Genomic DNA, 26,470 nt, shown 5'->3' on the forward strand with positions numbered 1-26,470 from the left:
GGCGATGGACGGCGCGGCGCACCAGGTCCTGGCCGACGGCCGGCTGCACCTCCAGCACGGGCCGATCGACCTGGTGCTGCGGGCCTACGGGGCCGAGACCGCGGTCGACGAGGCGCACCGGGCCGCCGTCGCGCGCTTCGCGACGGTCCTCGGCGAGCTCGTCGGCGAGCTGTCCGTGTTGCGCAGGCCGATGAGCGAGCGCCCCCGGGTCGAGGGCGCGGTCGCCCGCCGGATGGTGGCGGCGTGCCGGCCGCACACGGACTTCCTCACGCCCATGGCGGCGGTGGCGGGCGCGGTGGCCGACGAGATCCTGGAGGCGATGTGCGAAGCCGCCCCCCTCGACAAGGCCTTCGTCAACGACGGCGGCGACATCGCCGTGCATCTCACCGAGGGCGAGACCCTGGCGGTCGGGGTGGCGGCCGACTTCTCCCGCGGCCCGGTCCCGGCGCTGAACGGCCGGGTGATCCTGCGGCACCGGGACGGCATCGGCGGCATCGCCACCTCCGGGCGGCAGGGGCGCTCCTTCTCCCTCGGGCTCGCCGATTCGGTGACGGTGCTCGCCCGGAGCGCCGCCGCGGCGGACGCCGCCGCGACGCTGATCGCCAACGCGGTCGACCTGCCCGGGCATCCGGGCGTCGAGCGCGCACCCGCGACCGCCCTCGACCCGGATTCCGACCTCGGGTCCCGCCTCGTCACGGTCGCGGTGCCGCCCCTCTCCGGCGACGAGAACGCCGCCGCCCTCGAGGCCGGGCTGCGCCGGGCGGGTGCAATGCGCGCCGCCGGCCTGATCCGCTCCGCCGCCCTGATGCTCCAGGGCCGCTCCGTCGTTCTCGAAGACGCCAGCAATCTCGAAGGCACCCGGGAGATCCGCCCATGATCGAGGTCCGCAAGATCGTCGTCACCGTCGAGGAGGTCCGCCACGACGGCGGTCCGGTGCTCGGCACGCCCATCCTCAAGGGCTCGGTCGCCTGCCTGCTCAAGAACCCCTTCGCCGGGCGCTACGAGCCCGAGATCACCCCGATGATGGAGGCGTTGAAGCCGCTCGGCGTCGAGTGCGCCCGCAAGCTCCTCGACGCGCTCGGCGGCGATCCCGGCCGGATCGAGGCCTACGGCAAGGGCTCGCTCGTGGGGGCTTCGGGCGAATTGGAGCACGGGGCCCTGTGGCACGTGCCCGGCGGCTACGCGATGCGCGAGCTGCTCGGCCAGGCCCTCGCCATCGTGCCGTCGATGACCAAGGTCGGGCCGATGGGCGCCTCCCTCGACGTGCCGATCCACCACAAGGATGCGGCCTACGTTCGCTCCCACTTCGACGGCGTCACCGTGGCGGTGGCCGACGGCCCCCGCGCCGACGAGATCCTGTTCGCGCTCGCGATGACCACCGGCGGGCGCCCGCATGCCCGGGTCGGGGGGCTGGCGAAGGAGGGAATCGCGAAGTGGGACGGCCAGCGGTGAAGGATGGGGACGAGGCGGTGATCGCCTGTGCACGCGGCGCCTGTCGGAGACGGGTTTAGTCCTGGCGCGGGTCCCGCTCTCCCGAGCGGGCCAGCGGGTTCACACTTATCCTCCACGAGCTAACTCGTTGTAAAGGCGAGCGCTTCCCCTCCCCCTTGTGGGGAGGGGCCAGGGGTGGGGGTGGTGCCGGAGGAGGCTCAGTGGTGCCGTCTGCACCACCCCCGCCTCCAGCCCCTCCCCACAACCTGCAGCGATACCGGGCAAGCCCGGGATCGCCTGGGGAGGAGAGGCGCGCGATTTCCAGAGGAAGACGCTCCCGAACCCAAGATATGTGAACACGCAAGGCCACTCGGGCGAGGGAATCCCGCGCTCAAGACATGATCGACGCATCGATCGTTTGGAGGCGGTTTCGATCTACACCCCCCGGAACACGGCGTAGCCGAAGCGCGTGAACTTCAGGGGCAGGTGGAAATGCTCCGCCGCGTCGACGATGGTGAAGCGGAACGGCACCCGGTCGAGGAAGTGTGGGCCGGGCTGCCCGCGCGCCGCGAAGTAGTCGCCGAGGTGGAACACCGCCTCGTAGATCCCGGGTCCGATCCCGGTGCCGCGCACCACCGGGTGGTCGAAGCTGCCGTCCGGCCCGATCAACCCCTTGGCGACAAGGCGCGGGCCGGATGCCTCCAGGGCCGCGAGGGTGACCCGCAGGCCGAGGGCCGGGCAGCCCTCCGCCACGTCGACGGCATGGACCGAGATGCCGCCGCTCATCGGGCCGCCTCCCCGGGGAGCGTCGGCCAGCGATCGGCGAAGGGGCGGCGGCGCTCCAGCGCCTCGGCGAGGTCGAGGAGCAGGCCGTCGCGGCCGAACCCCGCCACGAGGTGGAGGCCGATCGGCATCCCGTCCGGCGCCGGGTCGACCGGCACGCTCACGCCCGGCAGGGAAGCGGCGTTGACCCAGCCCGAATAGACCGCATGGCCGCGAGGCCCCACCGGCTGCCCGTCGATCACCTCCGGATAGACCGCGTCGGCCGCCCAGGGCATCGCCGCGGCGGACGGCGTGACGATGAGGTCGAGGTCGGCGAGGGCCGCGTTCGCGGCGTTGCGCAGGGCCTGCACCCGCTCGAGGATCGCAGCGAGCAGCGTCGCGGGCGCCCGGGCGCCCTCCTGGGCAAGCGCCCGGTACGGTGCGCTCGCCCGCGCGGCGAGCGCCGGATCGGCCTCGAACAGCCGGGCGAGGCCGATCTTGCCGATCTCGGGCCACAGCGCGTTCAGCCCGGCGATCTCGAACGGCAGCGGTCCTTCCTCGACCGCGACGCCGAGCGCCGCGAGATCGCTGAGCGCCCGCCGGCAGGAGGCGGCGATGACGGGGTCAAGGGGCGCGTCGCCGATGCGCTCGACGTAGCGGGCGCGTAAACGACGCTCGGGGCGCGGAGCCGGTTCGAAGGTCGACCACAGCACCCGCGGGTCGGCGCCCTGCAGCAGGCTGAGCATCGCGCGGCTGTCGGCGACGGTGCGGGTGAGCGCGCCCGCCACCTCGAAGTCGAGGAGCGGCGAGGGCAGGCCGCCGAACCGCGGCACCCGGCCGAGGCTGCTTTTGAGCCCGACGAGGCCCGTATGGGCGGCGGGCCGGCGCAACGAGCCGCCACCGTCGGTGCCGAGCGCCACCGGCGCGTAGCCGGCCGCCGTCGCGGCGGCGCCCCCGCCGGTCGAGCCGCCGGGGGTGAGGGCGAGGTTCCACGGGTTGCGGGTGACGCCGAAACGGGCAGATGCCGTGTAACCCTGCACGGCGAATTCCGGCATCGTCGTCTTGGCGAGCATGACCAGGCCGGCGCGGCGAGCCCGCGCGACGGGCAATTCGTCGTAGGCCGAGGCCGCCGCCTCGCCCGGCTCGCCCGGCTCGCCGTAGGTCGAGGGCAGCCCCTCGGTGACCAGAAATTCCTTCACGGTCATCGGCACGCCGTCGAGGGGCGACAACGGCGTCCCGGCGCGCCAGCGGGCGGCGCTCGCCTCGGCTTCTGCACGCGCCCGCGGATTCTCGCGCGCGATGGCGTTGAGATGCGGCTCCCAGGCCGCGGCGCGGCCTTGCGCGGCCTCCAGCGCATCGACCGGCGAGGCCCGGCCCGCGGCGAAGAGCCGGCCGAGCTCGATCGCGGAGAGTCGCCACAGCTCCGTGCTCATCCGATGTCTCCGATGGTCAAGTGGTGGACCGACATGAGGTTTCCCGGAAATGGCATACGATTTGCTGCGTTCCGGCAGCAAGATCGATGCCGCAGGAACCACCATCGTGACACCATCCGGATCGCGCACAGGACCCCAGGCCGAGGGCCGGTCGGTCGTGCTCGACGGCCTCACCCACCGCTACGGCGGCGCCGTCGCGGTGGAGAACGTCAACCTCGACATCAAGGGGGGCGAGCTGGTCTCGCTGCTCGGGCCCTCGGGCTGCGGCAAGACCACGTTGCTGCGCATCGTCGCCGGCTTCCTGCGCCAGACCGAGGGGCGGGTGATCGTCGGGGATCAGGTCATCGACGCCCTGCCGCCGAGCCGGCGCGCCGTCGGCATCGTGTTCCAGAACTACGCCCTGTTCCCGCACCTGACGGTGGCCGAGAACGTCGCCTACGGGCTCGCCGCCCGCGGCGCATCCCGGACCGAGCAGGCGGCGGAAGCCAAGCGCCTGCTCGATCTCGTGCAGCTGGGGCATGCCGGCAGCCGCTATCCGCGCCAGCTCTCCGGCGGGCAGCAGCAGCGGGTGGCGCTCGCCCGCGCGCTCGCCATCCGCCCGGCCGTGCTGCTCCTCGACGAGCCCTTCGCGGCTCTGGACAAGAACCTGCGCCTCGACATGCAGATCGAGGTGAAGCGGCTCCAGCGCGTCGCCGGCGTCACCACGCTGCTGGTCACCCACGACCAGGAGGAGGCCCTGTCGCTCTCCGACCGGGTGGCGGTGCTCTCGAACGGGCGGCTCGAGCAGTTCGCCGCGCCGACGACCGTGTACGACGCGCCCGAGAGCCTGTTCGTCAACACCTTCGTCGGCTCGGCCAACGCGGTGCCCGGCGTGCTCCTCGGGCAGGACGGGAACGGGCCGCGGGTCGCGCTCGATGCCGGCGGCGAGGTCCTGGCCCGGCCGCTCGCCCGGCCGATCGCACCGGGATCGCGCGTCACCTTGTGCCTGCGCCCCGAGCACCTGCGCCTCACGGACGGGCAGGACGGCATCGCGGGCGTGGTCGAGATGGCGCTGCCGCTCGGCCCCACCGTCGTCCACGAGGTCCGGGTCGGCGCCGGCCGTCCGCTCAAGATCGCCGAGCCGCGCCTCGGCGGCGGTCTTCTGCGGCCCCCCGGCACGCCGGTGCGCATCGCCGTCGCCCCCGGCCTCGCCTCCGCCTTCCCGGCCGCCGCCTGATCGTCCCAGGAGTTTTTCCCGATGCTCGACCGCCGCACGCTTCTCACCACCGCCCTGTCGCTCGGCGCGATGGAGCTGTTTCCCGGCCTGTCCTTCGCCCAGGCGCGGCCGCTCGTCTTCGCCACCTTCACCGGCAGCTGGGAGGAGGCGCACAAGGCCGTGCTGGTGCCGGCCTTCCGCAAGGAGACGAACAACGCCCCGATCGTCCTCGACCCGATGCTGTCGGTCGACCAGATCGCCAAGGTCTCGGCCGCCAAGGCCAACCCGCCGATCGACGTGATGCTGCACGATCCCGGCCCGGCGCTCACCGCGCTCGCCCAGGACCTCGTCGAGCCCTATCCGGTCGAGCGCAGCGCCGCCTTCAAGGACCTGATCCCCGACGCGCAGGACCCGCACGGCCCAGCCGCCTTCTTCCAGGTCGTCGGCCTGACCTACAACCCCGACACGGTGAAGACCCCGCCGACCTCCTGGGCCGACCTGTGGCGGCCCGAATACAAGGGCCGGGTCGGCATCACCAACATGAACTCGACGCTCGGCACCGGCTTCATGGTCGAGATCGCCAAGATGCATGGCGGCTCGGAATCGAACATCGATCCCGCCTTCAAGGCGATGGAGACGCTGAAGCCCAACCTCTCGGCGGTGGCGGCCAATCCCGGCGCGCTCGCCACCCTGTTCCAGCAGGGCCAGGTCGACATCTCGCCCGGCAACTTCAACGCGATCCAGATCCTGAAGGCCAAGGGCGTGCCGGTGGAGTTCGTGGCGCCCAAGGAAGGGGCGATCGCGTTCAAGACCCTGATCCAGATCGTCAAGAACTCGCCCAACCGCGAACTGGCGTTCAAGCTGATCGAGGCGGCGATCTCCGAGCCGGTCCAGACCCGGCTGATGCAGGCGCCCTACCTCGTGGTCCCCACCAACACCAAGGTCAAGATGACCGGCGAGATCGCCCGGGTCCTGGCGAAGGACACCGACGACCTCAAGAAGAAGTTCGTGTTCCAGGACTGGAAGACGATCAACGCACAGCGCCCGGCCTGGATCGAGCGGTTCAACCGCGAGATCAAGCTGTAACGTCGCCTCCGCTTGATCTGCTTCAGCCAAGATAAGGCGCGGGATCCCCTCTCCCGAGTGGGAGAGGGGAGACGCGCTCTACCTTGACCTTGGTAGATCACGTGGAAGCCGTAGAAGGAATTGTCCCCGTGGCCCTGCCGGACGTCACCACCTACCCCTTGCGGCTGGCAAGCCCGCTCGCCCTGTTCTTCGCGGCGTTCTTCGCCGCGCCCCTGGTGGCGCTCCTCGGGCTGTCGCTCCAGGGGCCGGACGGGCATCTCGGCCTGTCGCAATACGCGGCGTTCCTGGGCGACGGCTTCAGCCTCGGCGTGCTCCTCGGCACGCTCTGGCTCGGGCTCAAAGTGACCGCCGCCTGCCTCGTCCTCGGCCTGCCGCTCGCCCTCGTCGCGACCCGGGCCGGGGGCTGGGTGCGCGGCGTCATCATCCTGGCGGTGCTGACGCCGCTCCTCACCAGCGTGGTCATCCGCACCTTCGCGTGGATCGTGATCCTCGGCCGCCAGGGGGTGGTCAATTCCGTCCTGTCCTCGCTCGGGCTGACCGAGACGCCGCTGCGGATGCTCTACGCCGAAGGCGGCCTCGTCGCAGCGCTCGCCCAGGTGCAGATGCCCCTCATGGTGCTGCCGCTGATGACGGCGCTCGCGCGCATCGACCCGAGCCTGTGGGACGCTTCCGAGGCGCTCGGCGCCGGGCGCTGGCGCACGTTCTTCCGCGTGACCCTGCCGCTGTGCCTGCCGGGCCTGATCGCCGGGGCGGTCCTCACCTTCGCGGCGGCGATCTCCGGCTTCATCACCCAGTCGCTGATCGGCGGCGGGCAGATGCTGTTCATGCCGGGCTACATCTACCAGCAGGCCATCGCGCTCCAGAACTGGCCCTTCGCGGCGGCGATGTCGGTGATCTTCCTCGTCGCGGTGCTCGCCGTGGTCGTGGCCTTCAACGCGCTCGGGCGCCTCGCCCGCGGCTACGCGCAGACCTGAGGTTCCCCGATGTCCCGCTCCCCCGGCGCCCTCGACCGTCTCAGCTTCGAAGGAATGGTGTACCTCCTGGCGGCACTCGCCCTGGTGCTGCTGCTTAGCCCCACCCTCATCGTGCTGGTGGTCTCGTTCACCGACGGGCTGTCCCTGCGCTTCCCGCCGCCGGGCTACTCGCTCCGCTGGTACGGGGAGCTGATGGAGGCCTGGCAGCTGCACTACGCGCTCAAGAACAGCCTCACCGTCGCGGTCTTCGCCACGGCGCTGGCGGTCGGGCTGGGCGTGCTGGCGGCGCTCGCGGTGGCGCGCTCGCCGCGGCTCTCGGCGCGCCTCCTCGACAGCTTCTTCCTCTCGCCGCTGATCCTGCCGGCGCTCGCCTTCGGGCTGTCGAGCCTGATGTTCTTCTCGCTGCTCGGCTGGCCGGTCTCGGTCTCGACCCTGGTGCTCGGCCACACCGTGGTCTGCGTGCCCTACGTGGTGCGCAACACCGTGGCGGCGCTGACCCAGCTCCAGCCGTCGCTGCTCGAGGGCTCGGCGAGCCTCGGCGCCTCGCGGCTCTACACGTTCCGCCGCATCACCCTGCCGCTGATCCGCCCCGGCATCCTGTCGGGCGGCTTCCTCGCCTTCATGGCCTCGTTCGACAACATCCCGGTCTCGCTGTTCCTGCGCGACGCCGCCACCGACATGCTGCCGATCCGGATGTGGCAGGACCTGGAGGGCCGCCTCGACGTGACCATCGCGGCACTCTCGGGGATCCTGATCGTCGCGACGATCGGGGGGATCGCCGTGATGGAGCGGGTGACGGGGCTGTCGCGGCGGCTGGTGTGACGCGCAGCAGCCTCCTCAGATGGGCGTGCCTGTTCGGTGATGAGGAAGGCGCGGGATCTTCCCCTCTCCCCGCGGGCGGGGAGAGGGCCGAACCCTCGTTCAGAGGGTTCGGCAAGCCCGGAGGGCGAGGGTGAGGGGGTGTTCCCGGAAGAGCATCACTCGTCGAGCCCCCCTCACCCTCGCTCCGGCTTCGCCTGCGCTCGCCGTGTCTCCTGAACGGAGACACGGCCCTCTCCCCGCCCGCGGGGAGAGGAGAAAGTCCCCGCCTCTTCTGTTCTCGAACAGTCCCGTCCCAGAGGTAGAGGTACGAACTCGGTCGACGTGTTTCTTTCGAGTATAACGATGATCGAGGCCCCTTTGGCAGCGTCTCTCCCGGCCTCTCCCGACGCCCCGCCCCGCCCCGCCTCCTCCCTCGCCGAGCAGGCCGCCGGCGCCCTGCGCCGGCTGATCCTGCTCAACCTGCTCCCTCCCGGCGAGGTCCTGAACGAGCCCGACCTCGTCGCCCGCCTCGGCGTCTCGCGCACGCCGGTGCGCGAGGCCCTGAAGCTGCTCGCCGGCGAGGGCCTGGTCACCTTGCGGCGCAACCGGGCCGCCCTGGTGGCCCGGCTCGATCCCGCCGACCTCGTGCCGCTGTTCGAACTGGAGGTGGCGCTGGAGAGCTTCTGCGCGGGGCTCGCCGCCGAGCGGATGAAAGCGGCCGAGATCGACCGGCTCGCCCGGCTCCAGGGCGCCCTGGAGGCGGCGGAGCACGACCGCGACGCCTATACCCGGCTCAACCGCCAGGCCCACCAGCTGATCGTGACGGCCGCCCGCAGCCCGGCGATTGCCGAGGCCCACGGCCGGGCCTTCGCCCGGCTGGAGCGGGCCCGCAACTTCGCCCTCGCGGCGGACGGCCGGGTGGCGGAATCGCTCGCCGAGCACCGGGCGATCCTGGAGGCACTGCGGGCCCGCGACCCCGAGCGCGCCCGGACCCTGATGCACGCCCACGTCGCCCGCACCCAGGCCCTGATGGTGGCCCGCCTGACCGAAGGACCGCGCCGATGACCGACACGGACGAGACGATCGCGGCGCTCGGGGTGATCCTGCCCTCCTCGAACCGGGTGGTCGAGCGGGCGACCGAAGCCCGGCTCGCCCACCTGCCCGTCGCCGCCTGCTACACCCGGGTGCCCTACGGGGCGATGCTGAAGGGCGAGGCTTACGACGAGTCCGTCTTCCTCGCCGCCGCCGATCTCCTCGCCGATGCCGGCGTCGCGGCCCTGTGCTGGAACGCCACCCGCGGCGCGGCCCTCGGCTTCTCGCCCGACGAGCGCCTGTGCGCGGCGATCACCCGCCGCACCGGCCTGCCGATGGTGACGACGGCGCTGGCCGCGCGAGAGACGATCACGCTCGCCGGCTACCGCCGCCTCGGCCTCGTGGTGCAGGGCGGTCCGGGGGAGGCCGAGCTGGTCCGCGCCCGCTTCGGGGAATCGGGCATCGCGATCGGCCCCGCCGCCTGCCTCGGCATCACCGAGAACCGCCTCGCCGCCGCGGTGACCCCGGCCCGCCTCGCGCAGGCCGCGCGGGAGGCGGCGGCCGGTTCGGAGGGGGTGCTGATCTGGAGCACCAACCTGCCCGGCTGGCGCCTGCCGCCAGCCCTCGACGGGGTACCGCTCCTCGACGCGACGACGATCGGCACGAAGGCGCTGCTGGCGGCGGCCGGGGTCGCGCGCGCCTGACGCAAACCGCATGGCACCCCTGCGAGCGCCCCGCCGGCGCCCTGTGCTAAGGCTGTCGCCACGCCCGGAAAGAGGCGTGCGGGAGGCGAAGACGGGCGCGGCCGGCGCCCCCGCGCGCTTGGACAGCCGGGCTCCGGTCCACAGCAGGCAGCCCCCATGAGCCTCATCACCTATCTCACCCGGATCCAGTTCGAGCGCGGCGCCGTCCGGCTGATCGGCGAGGAGCTGGCGCTTCTCGGTGCGCAAAAGCCCCTGATCGTCACCGATCGCGGCGTCGTGGCGGCCGGCCTCATCGCCCGCGTCCTCGACGCCGCCGGCCTTGCCGCGGACACCCCGGTCTTCGACGGCACGCCCGAGAACCCGACCGAGGAGGCGACGCTGGAGGCCCGCGACCGCTTCAAGGCGGAAGGGTGCGATTCGGTGATCGCGGTCGGCGGCGGCTCACCCCTCGACCTCGCCAAGGGCGTGGCCCTGCTCGCCACCCACGACGAGCCGCTCGCCACCTACGCGGCGATCCTCGGCGGCATCCCGCGCATCCGGGCCGACCAGCCCCCGGTGATCGCCGTGCCGACCACCGCCGGCACCGGCAGCGAGGTCGGCCGCGCCGCCCTCATCACGCTCGCCGACGGGCGCAAGCTCGGCTTCATCTCGCCCCACCTGATCCCGAACGTGGCGATCTGCGACCCCGAGCTGACGCTCGGCCTGCCCCCCGGCCTCACGGCCGCCACCGGCATGGACGCGCTCACCCACTGCATCGAGACCTATCTCAGCCCCCGCCACAACCCGCCGGCCGAGGCGATCGCCCTCGACGGTCTCGCCCGTGCCACCCGCTCGCTCGTCCGCGCCGTGCGCGACGGCAGCGACATCGCGGCGCGCGAGGACATGATGATGGCCGCGCTCGAGGGCGGCATGACCTTCCAGAAGGGCTTAGGCGCGGTCCACTCGATGTCGCACGCGCTCGGCGGCCTGAAGGCCAAGCGCCTGCACCACGGCACGCTCAATGCCGTGATCCTGCCCCACCTGCTGCGCTTCAACGCCCCGGCCTGCGAGGAGAAGTACGGCGCCCTGCGCAAGGCCATGAACCTGCCCGAGGGCGCCGACCTCGCCGCGGCGGTCGAGGCGCTGAACCGCGATCTCGGCCTGCCGGCCGATCTCGCCGCCATGGGGGTGACGGAAGGAGATTGCGAGGCGCTGATCACCCGCGCGGTCGAGGATCACTCGACGGCGACCAACGGCCGGCCGGTCGGGGCGGAGGAGTTCCGGGCGCTGTTCCGGGCCTCGCTGCACGGGCGGGCGGCGTAGCATCCGCGACGAACCGGTTCGCGCCGCGCCGGACGATGCTCCGGGCGGCCTGCCGGCGGGGCGGGAGGGTTCGGGGCGCGCCCGCCCCTCCCGGTCTCTACGCGACAGTCACCTGTCGCCGACGCTCACTCGAGACTCAACCAGCCTTCTTGGCGCGCTCGATGCCCTCGAGGATCAGGCGCTGCGCCTCGGCCTTGTCGCCCCAGCGCACGATCTTGACCCACTTGCCGGGCTCGAGATCCTTGTAGTGCTCGAAGAAGTGCTGGATCTGGTGGATCGTGATGTCGGGCAGGTCGGTGTAGTTCTCGACCCGGTCGTAGCGCTTGGTCAGGTTGCGCGACGGCACGGCGATGATCTTCTCGTCCTCGCCGGCATTGTCCTCCATCACCAGCACGCCGACCGGGCGCACGCTCATCACCGCGCCGGGCACGATCGCCCGGGTGTTGGCGACCAGCACGTCGCACGGGTCGCCGTCGCCCGACAGGGTGTGGGGGATGAAGCCGTAATTCCCCGGGTAATGCATCGCGGTGTAGAGGAACCGGTCGACGATCAGCGTCCCGGCATCCTTGTCCATCTCGTACTTGATCGGCTCGCCGCCGACCGGAACCTCGATGACGACGTTGACGTCTTCGGGCGGGTTCTTGCCGATGGAGATAGCATCGAGGCGCATGAGCAAACTCCCTGCAAGGGCGCGAATGCCCCTGATTGGCGCGGTTCCAAGTGTCTCTCGCGAAAACCCCCGGGTCGCCGTCATTGCTCGCCGTGGCGGCGTGAGCGTAGCGGGAGCTTCGTGAGGTGCACTTAGAGGGACGCGGGCGCCCGCACAAGCGTCGCGACGCGAGGGCGGTCGCGCCAGTCGAGGACAAGTTCCGCCCCGGACAGCCCGCGGGCGATGACCGTCGCCCTCAGGGTCGTTGCTGGGGAATGATCGCCGATTGGGCAATCGTCCGCCTGCCCGATCAACCGGGAGGCACGAGGTCGCCCCGCCCGGGGCTCCGTCGCGCCGGTCAGCCGAACAGGTAGGCGACCTTGTGCAGGTCGGCGCCGGCGATGCGGTCGGTCGCCTCGGCCACCACGCGCCCGCCCATCCGCTCGTAGAAGTCCCGCGCCCGGTCGTTCTCGGCGAGCGACCACACCGCGACCCGGCGCACGTCCCGGTCGGCGAGGTCGTTGCGCACCGCCCGGAACAGCCGGGTGCCGTAGCCCAGCCCCTGGTAGGTCGGCGCGAGGTAGATCTCGTCGACCTCGCCCTCGGCCTTCAGCCCCCGGTCGCGGCAGCGGCCGTAGGAGACGTAGCCGATGACGCTCTCGCCCAGTTCCAGCACCACCAGTGGCCGGTTGCGGCCGATCGTGGAGCGCCACCAGCGCGGCCCGCGCCGGGACAGCATGCGGTCGAGGGCGACGCCCGGGATGATGCCCTGATAGGCCTCGCGCCAGGCGGCGTCGAAGATCTCCGACAGCATCCCGGCATCCTGTTCGCGGGCCCGGCGGATGCTGACGACCTGAGTGCTCACGGCCTTCCCCCTCGATTGTTAGAGCGTTTTCCGACGAAGCGGAAACCGGTTCGTCGAAGAAAACGCGACAAAATCAAAGACCTAGAGCGCCAGCCGGTCGCAACGCGATCGGCTGGCGCTCTAGCCGACGGATCGCGTCCCTACGATGCGGGGCAGGCGTCGCAAGCGCAATGCCAGGCTTGTGCGCCGGCTCATCAGGCGGCCCGTCGTTGCGGCCAGGCCACGCGGCTGGTAGAGCGGCGCGTTGCGCTTCGCGCGAATCGCGAACGTTCCCTTAAAGCCAGGCGCCCGCTCCTTCGTGCTCAACCGTTTCCTCCCGCCCGAGACCCGCTACGCCCGCCGCATGGCTCGCATCGCCCGCTGGGAGAAGCCGATCGCCGGCCCGGGCGGCCGGCTGCGCGCCTGGGCCAACATGCTGCTGATCGACCACGGCGTGATCCGCCTGGCCTATCTCAACCGCCACCGGATCGGGCGCGGGATGGTCTGGCGCTCGGCCCAGCCGGCGCCGCACGACCTCGCCTGGTTCCGGCGCCAGGGCGTGCGCACGATCATCTCGCTGCGCGGCGGGCGCGAGCACGGCTCCTGGCAGCTCCAGCGCGAGGCCTGCGAGCGCGAGGGGCTGCAGCTCGTCGAGTTCGTGATGCGCTCGCGCGAGGCGCCCGACCGGGCGACGCTGCTCGCCGCCCGGGACTTCTTCGCCGGCCTCGCCTATCCGGCGGTGCTGCACTGCAAGTCCGGCGCCGACCGGGCGGGGCTCGCCGCCGCGCTCTACCTGATCCTGCACGAGGGCCGGCCGGTGCGCGAGGCGGCGCGCCAGCTCTCGGCGCGGTTCGGCCATTTCCGCTTCGCCAAGACCGGCATCCTCGACGCGTTCTTCGAGCGCTACCTCACCGAGGGGGAGCCGAAGGGCCTGAGCTTCATGGACTGGGTCGAGCACGTCTACGATCCCGAGGCGCTCAAGCGCGACTTCCGCACCGGCCTGTGGTCGGACCTGCTGGTCGACCGGCTGCTGCGGCGGGAGTGATCAACCCCGGGTCGTCAGCAGCACCCCCGCCCCGATCGCCAGGATCGCCCCGACATGGAGCGGGTCCGGCACCTCGCCGAGGACCGGGATCGCCAGCAGGGTCGCGATCACCGGCACGAGCGCCGTGAAGGCCGGAGTGCGCCGGCCGATCAGCGCCAGCGAGCGGTTGAAGGCGATGAGCGCCACCACGCTCACCAGCACCCCCTGGTAGACCGCCTGGATCGCCAGCTCCGCCGCCGGCGCCTGCGCGAGGTGCGACAGCCCGGAGGCGAGGTAGAGCGGGATGTAGGTGAGAAGCGAGCCGACGCAGACCAGGGCCGTCGCCTCCAGCGCCGTGAGGCGGGAGCGGCGCATCCGCACCGTGCCGGCGGCCCACAGGAAGGCGGCGGTGAGGAGGAGCGCGTAGCCGAACAGCTCGTCGGCGTCGCGAAAGCCTCCCGCGAGGGTGAGCGCCCCGGCGGCGATCAGCCCGAGGCCGGCGAGCGCGAGGCGCCCGGGTCGGTCGCCCAGCACCAGCGCGCCGAGGAGGGCGGCAAAGAGCGGCATCGTGCCGGGTGTCAGCGCCGCGCCGTGGCCGGCCGGCGCGTAGCGCAGGGCGACCGAGATCAGGAGCGCGAAGGGTGCGCCCTGCGCCAGGTAGAGGAACGCCCCGTCGACGAGCGCGCGCCGGTCGAGGCCGCGCAGGCGCAGGGCCAGCACCGGTAGCAGCAGGCAGCCGCCGATGCCGAAGCGCAGCGCCACGAGGTCGGCCGGCCCGAGCACGCCCCCCGCCCCCACCGTCCGCCGGGTGACGACGAACCAGCCGCCCCACAGGCTGATCGCCAGCAGCGCGAAGGCGACGCCCTCCGCGAGGCGCCCCCCGGTCGGCGCCTCGGGGACGAGCGGCCTCACGAGGCCTGCGCCGCGGAAGCCGGCTCGCGGTCGTCGGCGAGCTGGAGCCGGTGCAGCCGGGCATATGTGCCGCCCCGCGCGATCAGCGCGGCGTGGCTGCCGGTCTCGGCGATCCGGCCGCCCTCCATCGCGACGATCAGGTCGGCGTCGCGCACCGTCGAGAGGCGGTGGGCGATGACGAGCGTGGTGCGCCCGCGCATCAGCCGGGTCAGCGCCGCCTGGACGAGCTGCTCGGATTCGGCGTCGAGCGCCGAGGTCGCCTCGTCGAGGAGCAGGATCGGCGCGTCGCGCAGGAAGGCGCGGGCGAGCGCGATGCGCTGGCGCTCGCCGCCCGACAGCCGGTTGCCGGCGGGCCCGACCCGGAAGTCGTAGCCCTCGGCCTTGGCGATGATGAAGCCGTGGGCGGCCGCGGCCTCCGCCGCCGCCTCGATCTCCTGGCGGCTCGCGCCCTCGCGGCCGAAGGCGATGTTCTGCGCGATGGTGTCGTCGAACAGCACCACCTCCTGCGACACCACCGCGACGGCGCGGCGGAGCGAGGCCAGCGTCACGTCGCGCACGTCCTGCCCGTCGATGGCCACGCGGCCCTCCGCGACGTCGTAGAGCCGCGGCACCAGGGAGAGCAGCGTCGACTTGCCCGAGCCCGAGCGGCCGACCAGCGCCGTGGTGCGCCCGGCCGGCACGGTGAGGTCGATGCCCTCCAGCGCCGGCGCGTCGTCGCGGTAGCGGAAGCGCACGCCCTCGAACCGCACCTCGCCGCCGGCGACGCGCAAGGGCGGCGCGCCGGGCTTCTCCCGGATCGTCGGCGCCTCGTCCATCAGCGCGAAGGTGCGCGAGAGGGCAGCCAGCGCCTCCTGGAGGATGGCGTTGAGGTTGCCGAGCGCGCGGGCCGGCTGGGCGGCGAGCAGCAGCGCCGCGACGTAGCCGGTGAAGTCGCCGACCGTCTTCTCGCCCGAGAGGATGCGGTGGCCGATGAAGGCGAGCACGCCCGCCACCGCGAGCCCGCCGCCGACCTCGAGCAGCGGGTCGAGCCGGCCGCGGGCATTGGCGGCCTTCATCTTGAGGCGGCGCACCTCGTCGAGGGCGTCGCGGGTGCGGCCCTTGAGGTAGCCCTCCAGCCCGTAGGTCTTGGCGACGCGCACGCCGGCCAGGCTCTCGCTGATGAGGCTCGCGGTGACGCCGACCTGCTCCTGGGTCGAGGTCGAGACCCGGCGCAGCTTCTTGCCGATCCGGGCGATCGGCCCGGCGACGAACGGCACCGTGACCCCGGCGACGAGGGTCAGCCAGGGGTCCATCCACACCATGGCGCAGACCAGCGCCACCAGCATCGCCACGTCGCGAAGCAGCACGGTCGAGATGCGCGTCAGCGCCTCCTTGATGAAGGCGAAGTCGGTGGTGAAGCGCTGGGTCAGGCTCGCCGGGCTCTCGCGGCCGATCTGGGCGAGGTCCTGCTCGATCATGTGGCCGTAGAGCGCCGCCTGCATGTCGGCCTCGATCCGGGTGACGACCCGGTTGGTCAGCACCGTCTGGCCCAGCAGCGCGAAGCCCCGCACCGCGGTGACGGCGATGACCAGCACCGGGCCGTAGGCGAGCGCCCCGGCATCCTTGGCTTCGAAGGCGTCGAAGGCGGCCTTGATGAGCGTCGGGTAGAAGCCGGTGGCGGCGCCGATCACCGCGATCAGCACGAGCACGAGGCCGAGCGTGCCGGCATGCGGCCGCAGCCAGTCGCGCCACAGCCGGGTGAGCAGCGGCAGCATGTCGCCGGAGAGGAGGGGGCGCCGCGCCATGATGCTCGCTTCGTCCGTGGAATCGGACGCCGCGCTACCACGGTGGTCGGGGAGCGGCAATTCGGGGCGGCGCGCGGCTGGGCTGCGGCGGCGCCCCTAATGCATCATCGCGATCGCCGCGTGGATCACGGTCGCCCCGCCGATCGGCGCGAGGAACCACAGCATGATGTTGACGACGATGATCCAGACCAGCACCCGCTCCTGACGCCCGGTCAGCCGGGGCTGGGGCGGGCGCGGCGGCGGCTCCCAGGGCGGCCGCCATCCTCCCTCGACGAACATCGGCGCCTCCGCTCGGGCATGTGCCTGCGAAAAGGTAGGGGGGCAGGGCGGCGGTGTCAGTGCGGCGTGTTGTGCCTGGAGACCCGCTCAGGCCAGGGGCCCCCGTCCGCTGGCGTTCCATGACGGACGCGGATCGGTTCTCCCGAAACCAAACGGAATCCGCTGCTTTGACGGCATGAACGCGTCGAGGTCGACATGCTGTACGAACTTGCCACCCTCTCGTGCCCGCTACTTGCGGTCGGGCAGGTTTCCGAGGGCATCCACGCTTGGGCCGGTGACAGTGAAGCCAAGGGTGAATTGCTCGGCTGCTGGCGAACGGAGATCGGCACGCTCGGTCGAGTGCTCGCGCTGCGCCGGTTCGAGGCACCGGAGGACATGACGGCCGAGCGCCGCCGAGCCCTTCTCAGTGCCAACCCGTTCAATGCCGGGACCGTGGTCACGGGGCTCGAGATGGACAGCTACGCGCCATTCCCGTTTCTGCCGCCGATCCGGACCGGGGAGCGCGGCGGGGTGTACGAGTTCAGAACCTACCGCCTCAAGCCCGGCGGGCTGCCGCCGACGCTCTCGGGCTGGGAAGCCGCCATCGCACCGGCACGGGAGTACACGGAGCACCTCGTCGTGAACATGTACGCCCTCGACGGAGCGCCGCGGATCACGCACGTCTGGGCCTTCGCGAGCCTGGAGGAGCGGAGCGGATTGCGTGCCCGCGCTTACGGCGCGGGCGTCTGGCCGCCGAAGGGCGGGCCCGAGCAGATCGTGGAGGCAACCTCGACCATCGCGCTTCCGACAGGAAAAAATCCACTGTCCTGACAACGACCGGTGGCTGCGTCCGCTCCCCTGAGCGGCCCTTCGCGCAGTCAGGCCGAGGGGCTGCCCCTCAGCCCTTGTCGCGCATCAGCCGTGCCTTGTCGCGCTGCCAGTCGCGCTCCTTCGCCGTCTCGCGCTTATCGTGGAGCTTCTTGCCGCGGCCTAAGCCCAGCTCGACTTTCGCCCGGCCGCGCTCGTTGAAGTAGATCTTCAGCGGCACCACCGTGTAGCCCTCGCGCTGGGTCGCGCCGATGAACTTGTCGATCTGGCGCCGGTGCAGCAGCAGGCGGCGGGGCCGCTTGGTGTCGTGGTTGAAGCGGTTCGCCTCGAGGTATTCGGGGATGTAGGCGTTGAACAGCAGGAGGTCGTTGCCCGACGGGCCGGCGAAGGCCTCGCCGATCGTCGCCTTGCCGCCGCGCAGGGACTTCACCTCGGTGCCCGTCAGCGCGATGCCCGCCTCGACCGTGTCGGTGATCTCGTAGTTGAAGCGGGCCTTCCGGTTGTCGGCGACGACGCGGTTCTTCGGCTCGGGTTTCTTGGCCATCGGGCGGCGGGGATCCTGGCAGGCGGGCGGCGGGAGCCGGGAGGCCCCCGCCCTCATATAAGGTGCGGCTCAGCCGTTGGTGAGGCCGGCGTGGCGCAGCGCCCCGTCGACGAGGCTCCTCGTGCCCTCCCCCACCGGCACCATCGGCAGGCGCACGTCCTCGCGCATCAGGCCGAGACGGGCGAGGGCGTACTTCGTCGGCGACGGGTTGGTCTCGGCGAAGAGGTGGGTGTGGAGCGGCATCAAGCGGTCCTGGAGCGTGAGCGCCTTGCGGAAGTCGCCCGACAGACAGGCCTCCTGGAAGTCGGCGCACAGGCGCGGGGCGACGTTCGAGGTCACCGAGATGGTGCCGTGGCCGCCATGGGCCATGAATCCCAGGGCGGTCGCATCTTCGCCAGAAAGTTGGACGAAGTCTTCGCCCATGGCTTGGCGTTGGAGGCTAACCCGGGCGACGTTGGCGGTGGCGTCCTTCACCCCGGCGATGTTCGGCAGCTCGAACAGCCGGGCCATGGTGTCGACGCTCATGTCGATCACCGAGCGACCGGGGATGTTGTAGATCAGGATGGGAATGCCGACCGCATCGTTCACCGCCTTGAAGTGCTGGTACAGCCCTTCCTGGGTCGGCTTGTTGTAGTAGGGCGTGACGATGAGCAGCGCGTCCGCGCCGGCCTTCTCCGCATGACGGGACCGCTCGATCGCCTCCGCGGTGGAGTTCGAGCCGGCGCCGGCCACCACCGGCACCTTGCCGGCGGCCTCGTCGATGCAGGCCTCGACCACCCGGTCGTGCTCGCCGTGGCTCAGCGTCGGGCTCTCGCCGGTGGTGCCGGTCGGCACCAGGCCGTGGGTGCCGTTCTCGATCTGCCAGGCCACGAAGGCCCGGAAGGCGTGCTCGTCGAAGGCGCCGTCGCGGAACGGCGTCACCAGGGCGGTGAGCGAGCCCTTCAGGCGCTGCGAAGTCTGCGTCGACGTCATGCTGGCGTTCCTCGCCCGGTCGGGGCGACGCCCCCGGGATCTCTGGTTGGAAGGCCGGCCCGCGTGAGGATCACCCGAGGGATCCGGCGTCGGGGGACCAACACCTCGGCCGTCCGGCGTCCGACACATACGGCTTCGGGAGCCCGCGCGCAAACGCTCCCGCGCCCGGCTCGCCGCGCGCAAACGTTCAAGTCCGCCCCCGCGTTCCGGCACGACCGGGCGCCAGGGTTAATCGCTTCTTAACGCGGCGCTCGCACGATGGGCGTCCGGTCTTTCCAGCTCTCCAGGGGAACGGGAACCATGCTGCTCTCGCCTCGACGGCGCCGCCTCGCGGTCCTCGCCCTCACGGTGTCCGGCGCCGCGCTGACCTCGCTGTCGGCGCTGGGCGGCTCGACCGTGGCGGCCCCGCCGGATGCCCCGGTCCCTGCGGCAGCCCTCGCCGCGACCGCCCTGCCCACTCCCGCCGCCCGGGCGGTCGAGCGGGTCGACGAGGACGGCCTGCGCGGCGCGGCGGAGCGGCTGCCCGCGACCGCCGCGGCCTTCGCCGCCGCCGACCCGGAGGTGCCGCTCCCCTTCCCCGCCCCGGACGCGACGATCACCCCGCCCGCCCCGGTGCCGAGCGTGCCCGATCCGGGCCGGCCGGTGCTCGGCACCGAGGTCGACGCCCCGGCCCTGCGCAGCGCGGTCGAGGCCTACCGGCGCGGCCAGGTGAGCGAGGGCGACCGGATCCGCGACGGGCTCAAGGACCCGGCCGCCCGCGCCCTCCTCGACTGGGTGGCGATCCGCGCCGGGGCCGGCATCGGCTTCGAGCGCACGGTCTCGTTCATCCGCGACAACCCGGACTGGCCGGTGGGCACCATGGTGCGCCGGCGCGCCGAGGAGGCCCTGCTCTCGCAGCGCAAGTCCCCGTCCCTGGTGCGGTCCTACTTCGCCGCGCGCCGGCCGCAGAGCCCGCCGGGCAAGTTCGCCCTGGCGCTCGCCTTCAAGGCCGACGGCCTGAACGAGGACGCCGCCGGCCTCGTGCGCGACCTGTGGCGCGAGGATACGTTCGGCCGCACCCTGGAATTGAAGGTCCTCGACGCCTTTCCGGGGCTCATCGGCGAGGTCGATCACCGCTACCGCATGGAGCGGGCGCTGATGAAGGAGGACTGGGACGCCGCCGGCCGCGCCGCCGCTTACGCCGGCAAGGCCTACGGCACCCTGGTACGCGCCCGCCGCGCCGTCGAGGCGAAGGCCGCGAACGCGGCGTCCGCCCTCGACGCGGTGCCGCCGAGCCTGCGCCAGGATTCCTCCTACCTCTATTCCCGCGCCCAGTACTTCCGCCGCCTCGACCGGCCGGCGGAGGCCGCCGCCGTGATGGTGCAGGCGCCGCGCAACCCCGAGGTCCTGGCCGATCCCGACGAGTGGTGGATCGAGCGCCGCATCGTCGCCCGCAAGCTGCTGGATTCCGGCGACGCCAGGGCGGCCTACGCGGTCGCCGCCGGCCACAGCGCCCGCACGGTCGAGAAGCGCATCGAGGCCGAGTTCCACGCCGGCTGGATCGCGCTCCGCTTCCTCCACGACCCCGCCCTCGCGGCGACGCACTTCGCCGCCGCCGCGGCGATCGCCGAGACGCCGATCTCGGTGGCGCGCGCCGCCTACTGGCAGGGCCGCGCCGCGGACGGCATGGGCCAGGCCGCCGAGGCCCGCGCCTTCTACGAGCGTGCGAGCGCCCAGCCGATCGCCTATTACGGCCAGCTCGCCCGGGCGAAGCTCGGCCAGTCGTCCCTGTCGCTGCGCCCGTGCAGCACCCTCGACGAGGCCGCGCGCACCGCCTTCGAGAACCGCAACGCCGTGCGGGCGCTTCGCCTGCTGGCGGCCGCCGGCCTCAAGGACTTGATGCTGCCGCTCTACATGGACTTCGCCCAGCGCCTCACCGAGCCGGCCGAGCTCAACGCGCTCGGCGACGTCGCGATGTCGCTCAACGATCCGCGCGCGCTCGTGGCGATCGGCAAGACCGCGGTGCAGCGCGGCCTGCCCCTCGACCGCCACGCCTACCCGACCAACGGCATCCCGGCCTACGAGGCGTCCTCGGCGGTGCCGCAGGTCGAGCGCGCGATGGTCTTCGCCATCGCCCGGCAGGAGAGCCAGTTCGATCCCCGGGCGCAGTCGAGCGTCGGCGCCCGCGGCCTGATGCAGATGATGCCGGCGACGGCGCAGCGCACCGCCCGCCGGGTCAGCGCCGCCTTCGACACCGACCGCCTGACCAGCGACCCGGCCTACAACGCCCGCCTCGGCCAGGCCCATCTCGGCGAGCTGATGGAGGATTGGCGCGGCTCCTACATCCTCGCCTTCGCCGCCTACAACGCCGGCGGCGGCAACGTGAAGAAGTGGATCGACGCCTACGGCGATCCCCGCAACCCGGGCGTCGATCCGGTCGACTGGGTCGAGCGCATCCCCTTCACCGAAACCCGCAACTACGTCCAGCGGGTGACCGAGAACCTGCAGGTCTACCGCACCCGCCTCGCCGAGGCCGGGGACGGGCGCAGCGCGCTGCTGATCGCGGACGACCTCAAGCGCGGGGCGCGGTGAGGGCCGAACCCCGTCGCGGGCCCCCGCGACGGGCTGACGATCAGACGTCGCCGACGAACCTCAGCACGTCCCACATCGTGAGGGTCGAGGATCCGGGGTTCACCAGCGGCGTCCACTCCCCGGGCTTGGCGTTGATGTAGGAATCCGGGTCGTCGTCCAGGATCGCGAAGAACGTCTCGAGGATGATCCGCCCGCCGACCGGCCCGAGCTGCGTGCCGGCGTCCGAATCCTTCTTGATGACCAGGACGCCCTTCTCGTTCTCCTCCATGGCGAAGGAGCCGTCCGGCTTGGCGAGGCAGGCCTGGCCCTCCGCCAGGATGTAGAGCCAGAGCGGCGTGTTCGCGTCGAGAGCGGCGGCATCGGCCGAGGAGATGCCCGGCATCTCGCTGAAGTGCAGGAGCCGCTCGCCGAAGCGCAGCGGGGGTGTCGTCGCACCGGAAATTCTCTTCGCGATGTCCTGTCCGGACGGAAGGCTGAAATTGTAGCCGCGCTTGAGGTTGCGCGCCGCCAGGGCGTCGAAGAGCGGGCCCGGCCCGGCGATCCGCGGCGGCAGGTGCCGCAGCGGGTCGACCAGCGTCGTATCGATCTTGTAGGCGTATTGCAGGCGGGTCGTGTCGGAGGGGACGTCCTTGCCGCCCACCTGCGCCGGGTTGCGGCCCTTCTGCCCGGGCGCCAGCCCGTTGGTGAAGAAGAGCGCCCAGTCGATCTTGTGGCTCTCCGGCAGGTCGCCGAATCCGACCAGGCTCTCGCCGGCATTGTCGGAGCCGTCGAAGATGCGCCTCTGGAATGTCCCGTTGAGCCGATAGGCGTTCCTGATTCCCGAATGCCCGAAGCGATAGGCGGCGCCCGTGAACTCGAGCGGCAGCGCATCGCGCATCGGCCCGCTCTCGTAGAGCAGGTAGGCCGTCCGCCGGTCCGCCGCATGGGCCGCCACGAAGGCGTCGTAGACCGGCTTCTGGACCACTCGCTTCAGGAAGTCGGTCACGACGATCTTCTGGTACGAGCGGACGACCTCGCGCCGCGCGGCGCGAAACAGCTCGTCCCCGGCGAGGCCCTGGATCTTGAAGTGCCGGATGACTGCATTGTGGAAATGGATGAAGGCGAGCTGCAACTGGCAGACGATCGAGTTCTCGTCGTTGCGGGGATCGCCGATGATCGCGCGGTGACTGGTCGGATCGTCGGGGCGGAAGCGCGTCGGGGCCCGCGGCAGGTCGAACGGCTTGGCGAGGTTCGTCGCGAGCCGCCCGTCGTTGTCGTACATGAAGGGGGCCGAGCCCGGCCCGAGCCCGTACAGGCAGTCGAGATCGAGCTTGGGCGTGCGCTCGTCGTTGGGGAAGCTGGATTTCGACGGGTCCGCGATCGTCGTCAGCGTCGAGCGCGTGTCGAGCGTCAAGTCGTGGTCGATGAACTGGCCGAGATAGGTATACCCTGCCGGAACGAACGGATTTTCCTGATCGTCGGGCGTGTCTGTTAGATTGTCTTTAGGTTGCGTGATGGCATCCGTGATGATCCCGATGACCTTGTCGGGATCGGACAGCCTGATCGGGGTATAATCTTCGTTCTTGATCAGCATTCGCGAGAACGATTTTTCCTGCGATCCCTGGCCGCCGTGCCCGCCACGCAATTGTGCGTCTGTTCCGACCAACATCGGAATCTCCTCGCTTCGAGATGGCGCGGCAGGATGATCCCTAACAGAGATATTATCGTCAGTAATTTGAATGACGGATGGTTTGCCGATGGCCGGCGGGTGCTGCTTCTGATCGGGAATATCGGCGCTTATGCGCCGGCGTCGAACCGCTCCCCCTCGTAATCGAGGTGGAGGTAGTCCGGATCGAACCGGGCGACCGCCGTCAGGGCGTCGAGGTCCGGGATGCCGAGCTGCTTGTCGCGCCAGTCGATCAGGCCGGACAGGCGCAGCTCGCGCAAGGTGCGGTTGACGTGCACGGCCGAGAGGCCGAGCGCGTCGGCGAGCTCGACCTGGGTGATCGGTAGCTCGCAGCGGCCCTCCCGCACCCGCCCGACCGCCTGCTGGCGGACGTAGACCTCGCAGAGCAGGTGGGCGACGCGCTCCAGCGCGGTGCGCCGGCCGATATTGACCAGCCATTCGCGGTGGATCGCCGCCGTCACCAGCACCTCCCACCACAGGGCCCGGGTCAGCCGCTCGTCGGCGTTCAGCATCTCCTCGAGCAGGCCGCGCGAGATCTTGGCCACCACCACCGGAGTGAGGGTGCCGAGCGCGTGGTCCATGCGGCGCAGGAGGAAGATGTTGAGGTCGCACAGGTCGCCCGGGAGCAGGAACGACATGATCTGGCGGCCGCCGTCGGCGAGCTGCTTGTAGCGGCAGACCCAGCCGGCGAGGATGAGGTTGACGTCGCTCGGCTCCTCGCCCTCCGCGATGACGTCCTGGTGCGTATCGTAGTTGACGATCCGGGCGCTCGCGGCCTGCTGCAGCAGCCGCTTGTCGGCGTCGCTCAGGCGGGTGAACCGTTCGAGCTTGCGGATCAGCGGATTCATCGTGCACCCCTCCGGCCCGCGGCTCGGCAGCGCGAGTTTCCCGTCGTTCCCGGCGGAAAGTTAGCGTCTGTCGCCGTCCAGTAAAGCGCCCGGCCGGGTGCGGGCACGACGCCGCACATCGTCGGGTTCTGCCTGCCTGACCTCACCGCCGCCCCGTCTCCCTTGCGGGAGGGCACCGGTCGAGCAGGGCGCGCCCGCTACCCCGTCCAGCCGAGATCCCGGCTGATCGCGGCGGCGACCGCCCGGACCGTCCCGGCGAGCGCCTCCATCCGGGCCTCGTCCATGTACTGCACCGTGCTCGTCACGCTGAACGCCGCGACGATCGCCCCGCTCGCGTCGCGGATCGGGCCGGCGACGCAAGCCACCTCGGGCTCGTTCTCCTCGCGGTCGTAGGCGATGCCCCGCGCCGCGTAGGCCCGCATCCGCGACAGCCAGGTCTCCAGGTCCGGGCTGTGGCCGCCGCGTGCCGCGCCGAGGCGGTGGAAGCCGCGCCAGCGCGCCTCGCCGAGATCGAGGATCAGCGCCTTGCCGAGGCCGGTCGACCAGACCGGCTGGCGCTCGCCGACCCGCGAGCTGATCTCGATGCGCCGGCGCCCCGGCAGCTTGTCGAGGTAGAGCGCCCAGTCGCCCTCCAGCACGCCGAGATGGATGGTGTCGCCGCATTCCGCCGACAGGCGCTCGAGATGGGGCCGCGCCACCCGGGTCACCGGCGTCGCCTGCTGGGCGCGAAACCCCAGTTCGAGGAGCTTGGGGCCGAGCGCGTAGCCGTCCCGGGGCGCGAAAGTGAGGTAGCGCTGCTCGACCAGCGCCGCGGCGAGCCGGTGGGTGGTGCTGCGCGTGGTGCCGAGCGACGCCGAGAGGGCTGCGAGATCGCGCGCGCCGCCCGCCACCGCCTCCAGGATGGCAAGGCCGCGCAGGAGCGTCTGGCTGCCCGGCGCCGCACCGGCCTCTGCGGTTGACGGCTTCGATCGCACCGGCGTATCGTCCCACATACAAGAACAAGATCCCATTATATGGGATCGAGTGGCGCGGCACCAGGGCCGTGCCGGAGGAAACGGAAATCCGGACCTCCGTCACGCCCCTGCCCGACGCCCCCATGCCTGCGCGCCGTGGCGCGCCCGGACGCCAAGGAGGGATCGACCCGATGAAGCTGTTGCGCTACGGCCCCGCGGGCCAGGAGAAGCCCGGTCTGCTCGATGCGGAGGGCCGCATCCGCGATCTCTCCGGCCACCTGCCCGATCTCGGCCCCGAGGCTCTCGCCCCCGAGGCGCTGGCCCGCCTCGCGGCGCTCGATGCCGGCAGCCTGCCGGTGGTCGAGGGCGAGCCGCGCCTCGGCACGCCGGTGGCCAACGTGGGCAAGTTCATCGCCATCGGCCTCAACTTCGCCGACCACGCCGCCGAGTCGAACCTGCCGGTGCCGAAAGAGCCGATCGTCTTCATGAAGGCGACCAGCTCGCTCTCGGGCCCGAACGACCCGGTGATGCTGCCGAAGGATTCGGTGAAGAGCGACTGGGAGGTCGAGCTCGGCATCGTCATCGGCCGCCGCGCCGCTTACGTCGAGGAGGGGCAGGCGCTCGACTTCGTGGCCGGCTACTGCCTCGTCAACGACGTCTCGGAGCGCGAGTACCAGATCGAGCGCGGCGGCACCTGGGACAAGGGCAAGGGTTGCGACACGTTCGGGCCGGTCGGCCCCTGGCTCGTCACCTCCGACGAGGTCGGCGATCCGCAGAACCTCGACATGTGGCTCGACCTGAACGGCAAGCGCATGCAGACCGGCAACACCCGGACGATGATCTTCACCTGTGCGCAGATCGTGTCCTACGTCAGCCGCTTCATGACCCTGATGCCCGGCGACGTCATCACTACCGGCACGCCGCCCGGCGTCGGCATGGGGATGAAGCCCGAGGCGGTCTTCCTCAAGGCCGGCGACGTGATGACGCTGGGCATCGAGAAGCTGGGCGAGCAGCGCCAGGACGTGACCGCCTGGCGGCGCCGGGACTGACGCCATGAGCTTTCCCAACCGCTTCGAGGGCCGCACGGCGCTCGTCACCGGCGGCGCCTCGGGCATCGGGCGCTCGGTCGCCGCGCGGCTGAAGGAAGAGGGCGCGATCGTGGCCCTCTGGGACCTGAACGAGGAGGCGCTGGCCAACGCCCGGGCCGAGAGCGGCGCGGCCGACACGAGGGCGCTCGACATCGCCGACGCCGCCGCGGTCGAGACCGCGATGCGCGAGACCCTGGCGGCCCTGGGTGGCCGCCTCGACGTGCTGGTGTGCAGCGCCGGCATCACCGGGCCGAACACGACGGTGCGCGACTATCCCGTCGAGGCCTGGCAGCGGGTGATCGACGTCAACCTCAACGGCCTGTTCTACTGCAACCGCGCCGCGGTGCCGGCGATGGAGGCGGGCGGCTACGGTCGCATCGTCAACGTCGCGTCGATCGCCGGCAAGGAGGGCAACCCTAACGCTTCGGCCTACTCCGCCTCCAAGGCCGGGGTGATCGGGCTGACGAAGTCGCTCGGCAAGGAACTGGCGAAATCGGAGATCCGGGTGAACTGCGTCACCCCGGCGGCGGTGCGCACGGCGATCTTCGACCAGATGACGCAACAGCACATCGACTTCATGCTCTCGAAGATCCCGATCGGGCGCTTCGGGGCGATCGACGAGGTGACGTCGCTGATCTGCTTCCTGGCGAGCGAGGAGGCCTCGTTCTCCACCGGCGCGGTGTTCGACGTGTCGGGCGGGCGGGCGACGTACTGAGCGAGGCGCCCCCGCCCGAGCGGGGGCGCGACCGCTTTGCTCCGCCGGGAGGTTCCAGGCTTTCACGGTAGACGTGAAGTCGGACCACTGCTCG

At 71.6% G+C, this 26,470-nt stretch carries 26 protein-coding genes; 14 read left to right on the forward strand and 12 right to left on the reverse strand.

What is annotated here, in order from left to right; genetic code table 11:
- Positions 1–4 precede the first annotated feature (4 nt).
- Both ACS5PV_RS08165 and ACS5PV_RS08170 read left to right on the forward strand, forming a co-directional pair.
- Positions 5–877, forward strand: a complete 873-nt coding sequence (locus ACS5PV_RS08165; protein ID WP_455394835.1) for a UPF0280 family protein — start codon at positions 5–7, stop codon at positions 875–877.
- Positions 874–1,452: an amino acid synthesis family protein gene (locus ACS5PV_RS08170; RefSeq protein ID WP_455394836.1), complete on the forward strand. Its 579-nt coding sequence runs from the start codon at positions 874–876 to the stop codon at positions 1,450–1,452. The genes ACS5PV_RS08165 and ACS5PV_RS08170 overlap by 4 nt, the downstream gene beginning before the upstream one ends.
- A 414-nt stretch (positions 1,453–1,866) precedes the next feature.
- On the opposite strand, the gene ACS5PV_RS08175 is transcribed toward ACS5PV_RS08170, so the two are convergent.
- Entirely contained in the window at positions 1,867–2,217 is a 351-nt protein-coding gene (locus tag ACS5PV_RS08175; protein WP_455394837.1) for a hydroxyisourate hydrolase, read from the reverse strand.
- On the reverse strand, positions 2,214–3,626 hold the full coding sequence (locus tag ACS5PV_RS08180) for an amidase (protein WP_455394838.1): 1,413 nt from the start codon (positions 3,624–3,626) through the stop codon (positions 2,214–2,216). The genes ACS5PV_RS08175 and ACS5PV_RS08180 overlap by 4 nt, the downstream gene beginning before the upstream one ends.
- Before the next feature lie 106 nt (positions 3,627–3,732).
- On the opposite strand from ACS5PV_RS08180, the gene ACS5PV_RS08185 reads away from it, so the two are divergent.
- From ACS5PV_RS08185 to ACS5PV_RS08215, 7 genes are all read left to right on the forward strand, one after another.
- Positions 3,733–4,842 (forward strand): ABC transporter ATP-binding protein, encoded by a 1,110-nt coding sequence (locus ACS5PV_RS08185; RefSeq protein ID WP_455394839.1) that lies wholly within the window; start codon positions 3,733–3,735, stop codon positions 4,840–4,842.
- A 21-nt stretch (positions 4,843–4,863) separates the two neighbouring features.
- Positions 4,864–5,907 (forward strand): ABC transporter substrate-binding protein, encoded by a 1,044-nt coding sequence (locus ACS5PV_RS08190; protein WP_455394840.1) that lies wholly within the window; start codon positions 4,864–4,866, stop codon positions 5,905–5,907.
- A 128-nt stretch (positions 5,908–6,035) separates the two neighbouring features.
- Positions 6,036–6,881 carry an ABC transporter permease gene (locus ACS5PV_RS08195; RefSeq protein ID WP_455394841.1) on the forward strand — a complete coding sequence of 282 codons (846 nt, stop codon included), beginning with the start codon at positions 6,036–6,038 and terminating at the stop codon, positions 6,879–6,881.
- 9 nt (positions 6,882–6,890) lie between these two features.
- A complete protein-coding gene (locus ACS5PV_RS08200) occupies positions 6,891–7,703 on the forward strand; it encodes an ABC transporter permease (protein ID WP_455394842.1) in 813 nt (270 codons plus the stop codon).
- 342 nt (positions 7,704–8,045) lie between these two features.
- Positions 8,046–8,747 carry a GntR family transcriptional regulator gene (locus ACS5PV_RS08205; protein WP_455394843.1) on the forward strand — a complete coding sequence of 234 codons (702 nt, stop codon included), beginning with the start codon at positions 8,046–8,048 and terminating at the stop codon, positions 8,745–8,747.
- The gene (locus ACS5PV_RS08210; RefSeq protein ID WP_455394844.1) at positions 8,744–9,418 is read left to right on the forward strand and encodes a hypothetical protein; all 675 of its coding nucleotides are present in this window, start codon (positions 8,744–8,746) and stop codon (positions 9,416–9,418) included. Before ACS5PV_RS08205 ends, ACS5PV_RS08210 begins: the two co-directional genes overlap by 4 nt.
- Before the next feature lie 156 nt (positions 9,419–9,574).
- The gene (locus ACS5PV_RS08215) at positions 9,575–10,720 is read left to right on the forward strand and encodes an iron-containing alcohol dehydrogenase (protein ID WP_455394845.1); all 1,146 of its coding nucleotides are present in this window, start codon (positions 9,575–9,577) and stop codon (positions 10,718–10,720) included.
- A 136-nt stretch (positions 10,721–10,856) separates the two neighbouring features.
- On the opposite strand, the gene ppa is transcribed toward ACS5PV_RS08215, so the two are convergent.
- Positions 10,857–11,390 carry an inorganic diphosphatase gene (gene ppa, locus ACS5PV_RS08220; RefSeq protein ID WP_455394846.1) on the reverse strand — a complete coding sequence of 178 codons (534 nt, stop codon included), beginning with the start codon at positions 11,388–11,390 and terminating at the stop codon, positions 10,857–10,859.
- Between the two features lie 337 nt (positions 11,391–11,727).
- Positions 11,728–12,234, reverse strand: coding sequence for an N-acetyltransferase family protein (locus ACS5PV_RS08225; RefSeq protein WP_455394847.1), 507 nt, complete (start codon positions 12,232–12,234; stop codon positions 11,728–11,730).
- A 298-nt stretch (positions 12,235–12,532) separates the two neighbouring features.
- Here ACS5PV_RS08225 and ACS5PV_RS08230 point away from each other — a divergent pair, with 298 nt between their 5' ends.
- Entirely contained in the window at positions 12,533–13,258 is a 726-nt protein-coding gene (locus ACS5PV_RS08230) for a fused DSP-PTPase phosphatase/NAD kinase-like protein (protein WP_455394848.1), read from the forward strand.
- On the opposite strand, the gene ACS5PV_RS08235 is transcribed toward ACS5PV_RS08230, so the two are convergent.
- The 3 genes from ACS5PV_RS08235 to ACS5PV_RS08245 form a co-directional block, all read right to left on the reverse strand.
- On the reverse strand, positions 13,259–14,149 hold the full coding sequence (locus ACS5PV_RS08235; RefSeq protein WP_455394849.1) for a DMT family transporter: 891 nt from the start codon (positions 14,147–14,149) through the stop codon (positions 13,259–13,261). It lies immediately after the preceding gene.
- Positions 14,146–15,933, reverse strand: coding sequence for an ABC transporter ATP-binding protein (locus tag ACS5PV_RS08240; RefSeq protein ID WP_455394850.1), 1,788 nt, complete (start codon positions 15,931–15,933; stop codon positions 14,146–14,148). The genes ACS5PV_RS08235 and ACS5PV_RS08240 overlap by 4 nt, the downstream gene beginning before the upstream one ends.
- A gap of 96 nt (positions 15,934–16,029) precedes the next feature.
- On the reverse strand, positions 16,030–16,212 hold the full coding sequence (locus ACS5PV_RS08245) for a hypothetical protein (RefSeq protein WP_455394851.1): 183 nt from the start codon (positions 16,210–16,212) through the stop codon (positions 16,030–16,032).
- A gap of 195 nt (positions 16,213–16,407) precedes the next feature.
- On the opposite strand from ACS5PV_RS08245, the gene ACS5PV_RS08250 reads away from it, so the two are divergent.
- Positions 16,408–17,022: an NIPSNAP family protein gene (locus ACS5PV_RS08250; RefSeq protein ID WP_455394852.1), complete on the forward strand. Its 615-nt coding sequence runs from the start codon at positions 16,408–16,410 to the stop codon at positions 17,020–17,022.
- Positions 17,023–17,089: 67 nt separating this feature from the next.
- On the opposite strand, the gene smpB is transcribed toward ACS5PV_RS08250, so the two are convergent.
- Both smpB and dapA read right to left on the reverse strand, forming a co-directional pair.
- On the reverse strand, positions 17,090–17,563 hold the full coding sequence (gene smpB, locus ACS5PV_RS08255) for an SsrA-binding protein SmpB (protein ID WP_048428442.1): 474 nt from the start codon (positions 17,561–17,563) through the stop codon (positions 17,090–17,092).
- A 69-nt stretch (positions 17,564–17,632) separates the two neighbouring features.
- The gene (gene dapA / locus ACS5PV_RS08260; protein ID WP_455394853.1) at positions 17,633–18,535 is read right to left on the reverse strand and encodes a 4-hydroxy-tetrahydrodipicolinate synthase; all 903 of its coding nucleotides are present in this window, start codon (positions 18,533–18,535) and stop codon (positions 17,633–17,635) included.
- 300 nt (positions 18,536–18,835) lie between these two features.
- On the opposite strand from dapA, the gene ACS5PV_RS08265 reads away from it, so the two are divergent.
- Positions 18,836–21,106, forward strand: a complete 2,271-nt coding sequence (locus ACS5PV_RS08265; RefSeq protein WP_455394854.1) for a lytic transglycosylase domain-containing protein — start codon at positions 18,836–18,838, stop codon at positions 21,104–21,106.
- A gap of 40 nt (positions 21,107–21,146) precedes the next feature.
- Here the strand turns inward: ACS5PV_RS08265 and ACS5PV_RS08270 are convergent, their stop codons facing one another.
- The 3 genes from ACS5PV_RS08270 to ACS5PV_RS08280 form a co-directional block, all read right to left on the reverse strand.
- Positions 21,147–22,679: a peroxidase family protein gene (locus ACS5PV_RS08270; RefSeq protein ID WP_455394855.1), complete on the reverse strand. Its 1,533-nt coding sequence runs from the start codon at positions 22,677–22,679 to the stop codon at positions 21,147–21,149.
- Between the two features lie 203 nt (positions 22,680–22,882).
- A complete protein-coding gene (locus ACS5PV_RS08275; protein ID WP_455394856.1) occupies positions 22,883–23,620 on the reverse strand; it encodes a Crp/Fnr family transcriptional regulator in 738 nt (245 codons plus the stop codon).
- Positions 23,621–23,817: 197 nt separating this feature from the next.
- Positions 23,818–24,594 (reverse strand): IclR family transcriptional regulator, encoded by a 777-nt coding sequence (locus ACS5PV_RS08280; RefSeq protein WP_455394857.1) that lies wholly within the window; start codon positions 24,592–24,594, stop codon positions 23,818–23,820.
- A gap of 170 nt (positions 24,595–24,764) precedes the next feature.
- Between ACS5PV_RS08280 and ACS5PV_RS08285 the strand changes: the two genes are divergently transcribed.
- Positions 24,765–25,622: a fumarylacetoacetate hydrolase family protein gene (locus ACS5PV_RS08285; RefSeq protein WP_455394858.1), complete on the forward strand. Its 858-nt coding sequence runs from the start codon at positions 24,765–24,767 to the stop codon at positions 25,620–25,622.
- A gap of 4 nt (positions 25,623–25,626) precedes the next feature.
- Positions 25,627–26,376 carry an SDR family NAD(P)-dependent oxidoreductase gene (locus ACS5PV_RS08290; RefSeq protein ID WP_455394859.1) on the forward strand — a complete coding sequence of 250 codons (750 nt, stop codon included), beginning with the start codon at positions 25,627–25,629 and terminating at the stop codon, positions 26,374–26,376.
- The last annotated feature ends 94 nt before the right edge of the window (positions 26,377–26,470 follow it).

The organism is Methylobacterium sp. Gmos1 (assembly GCF_053764715.1).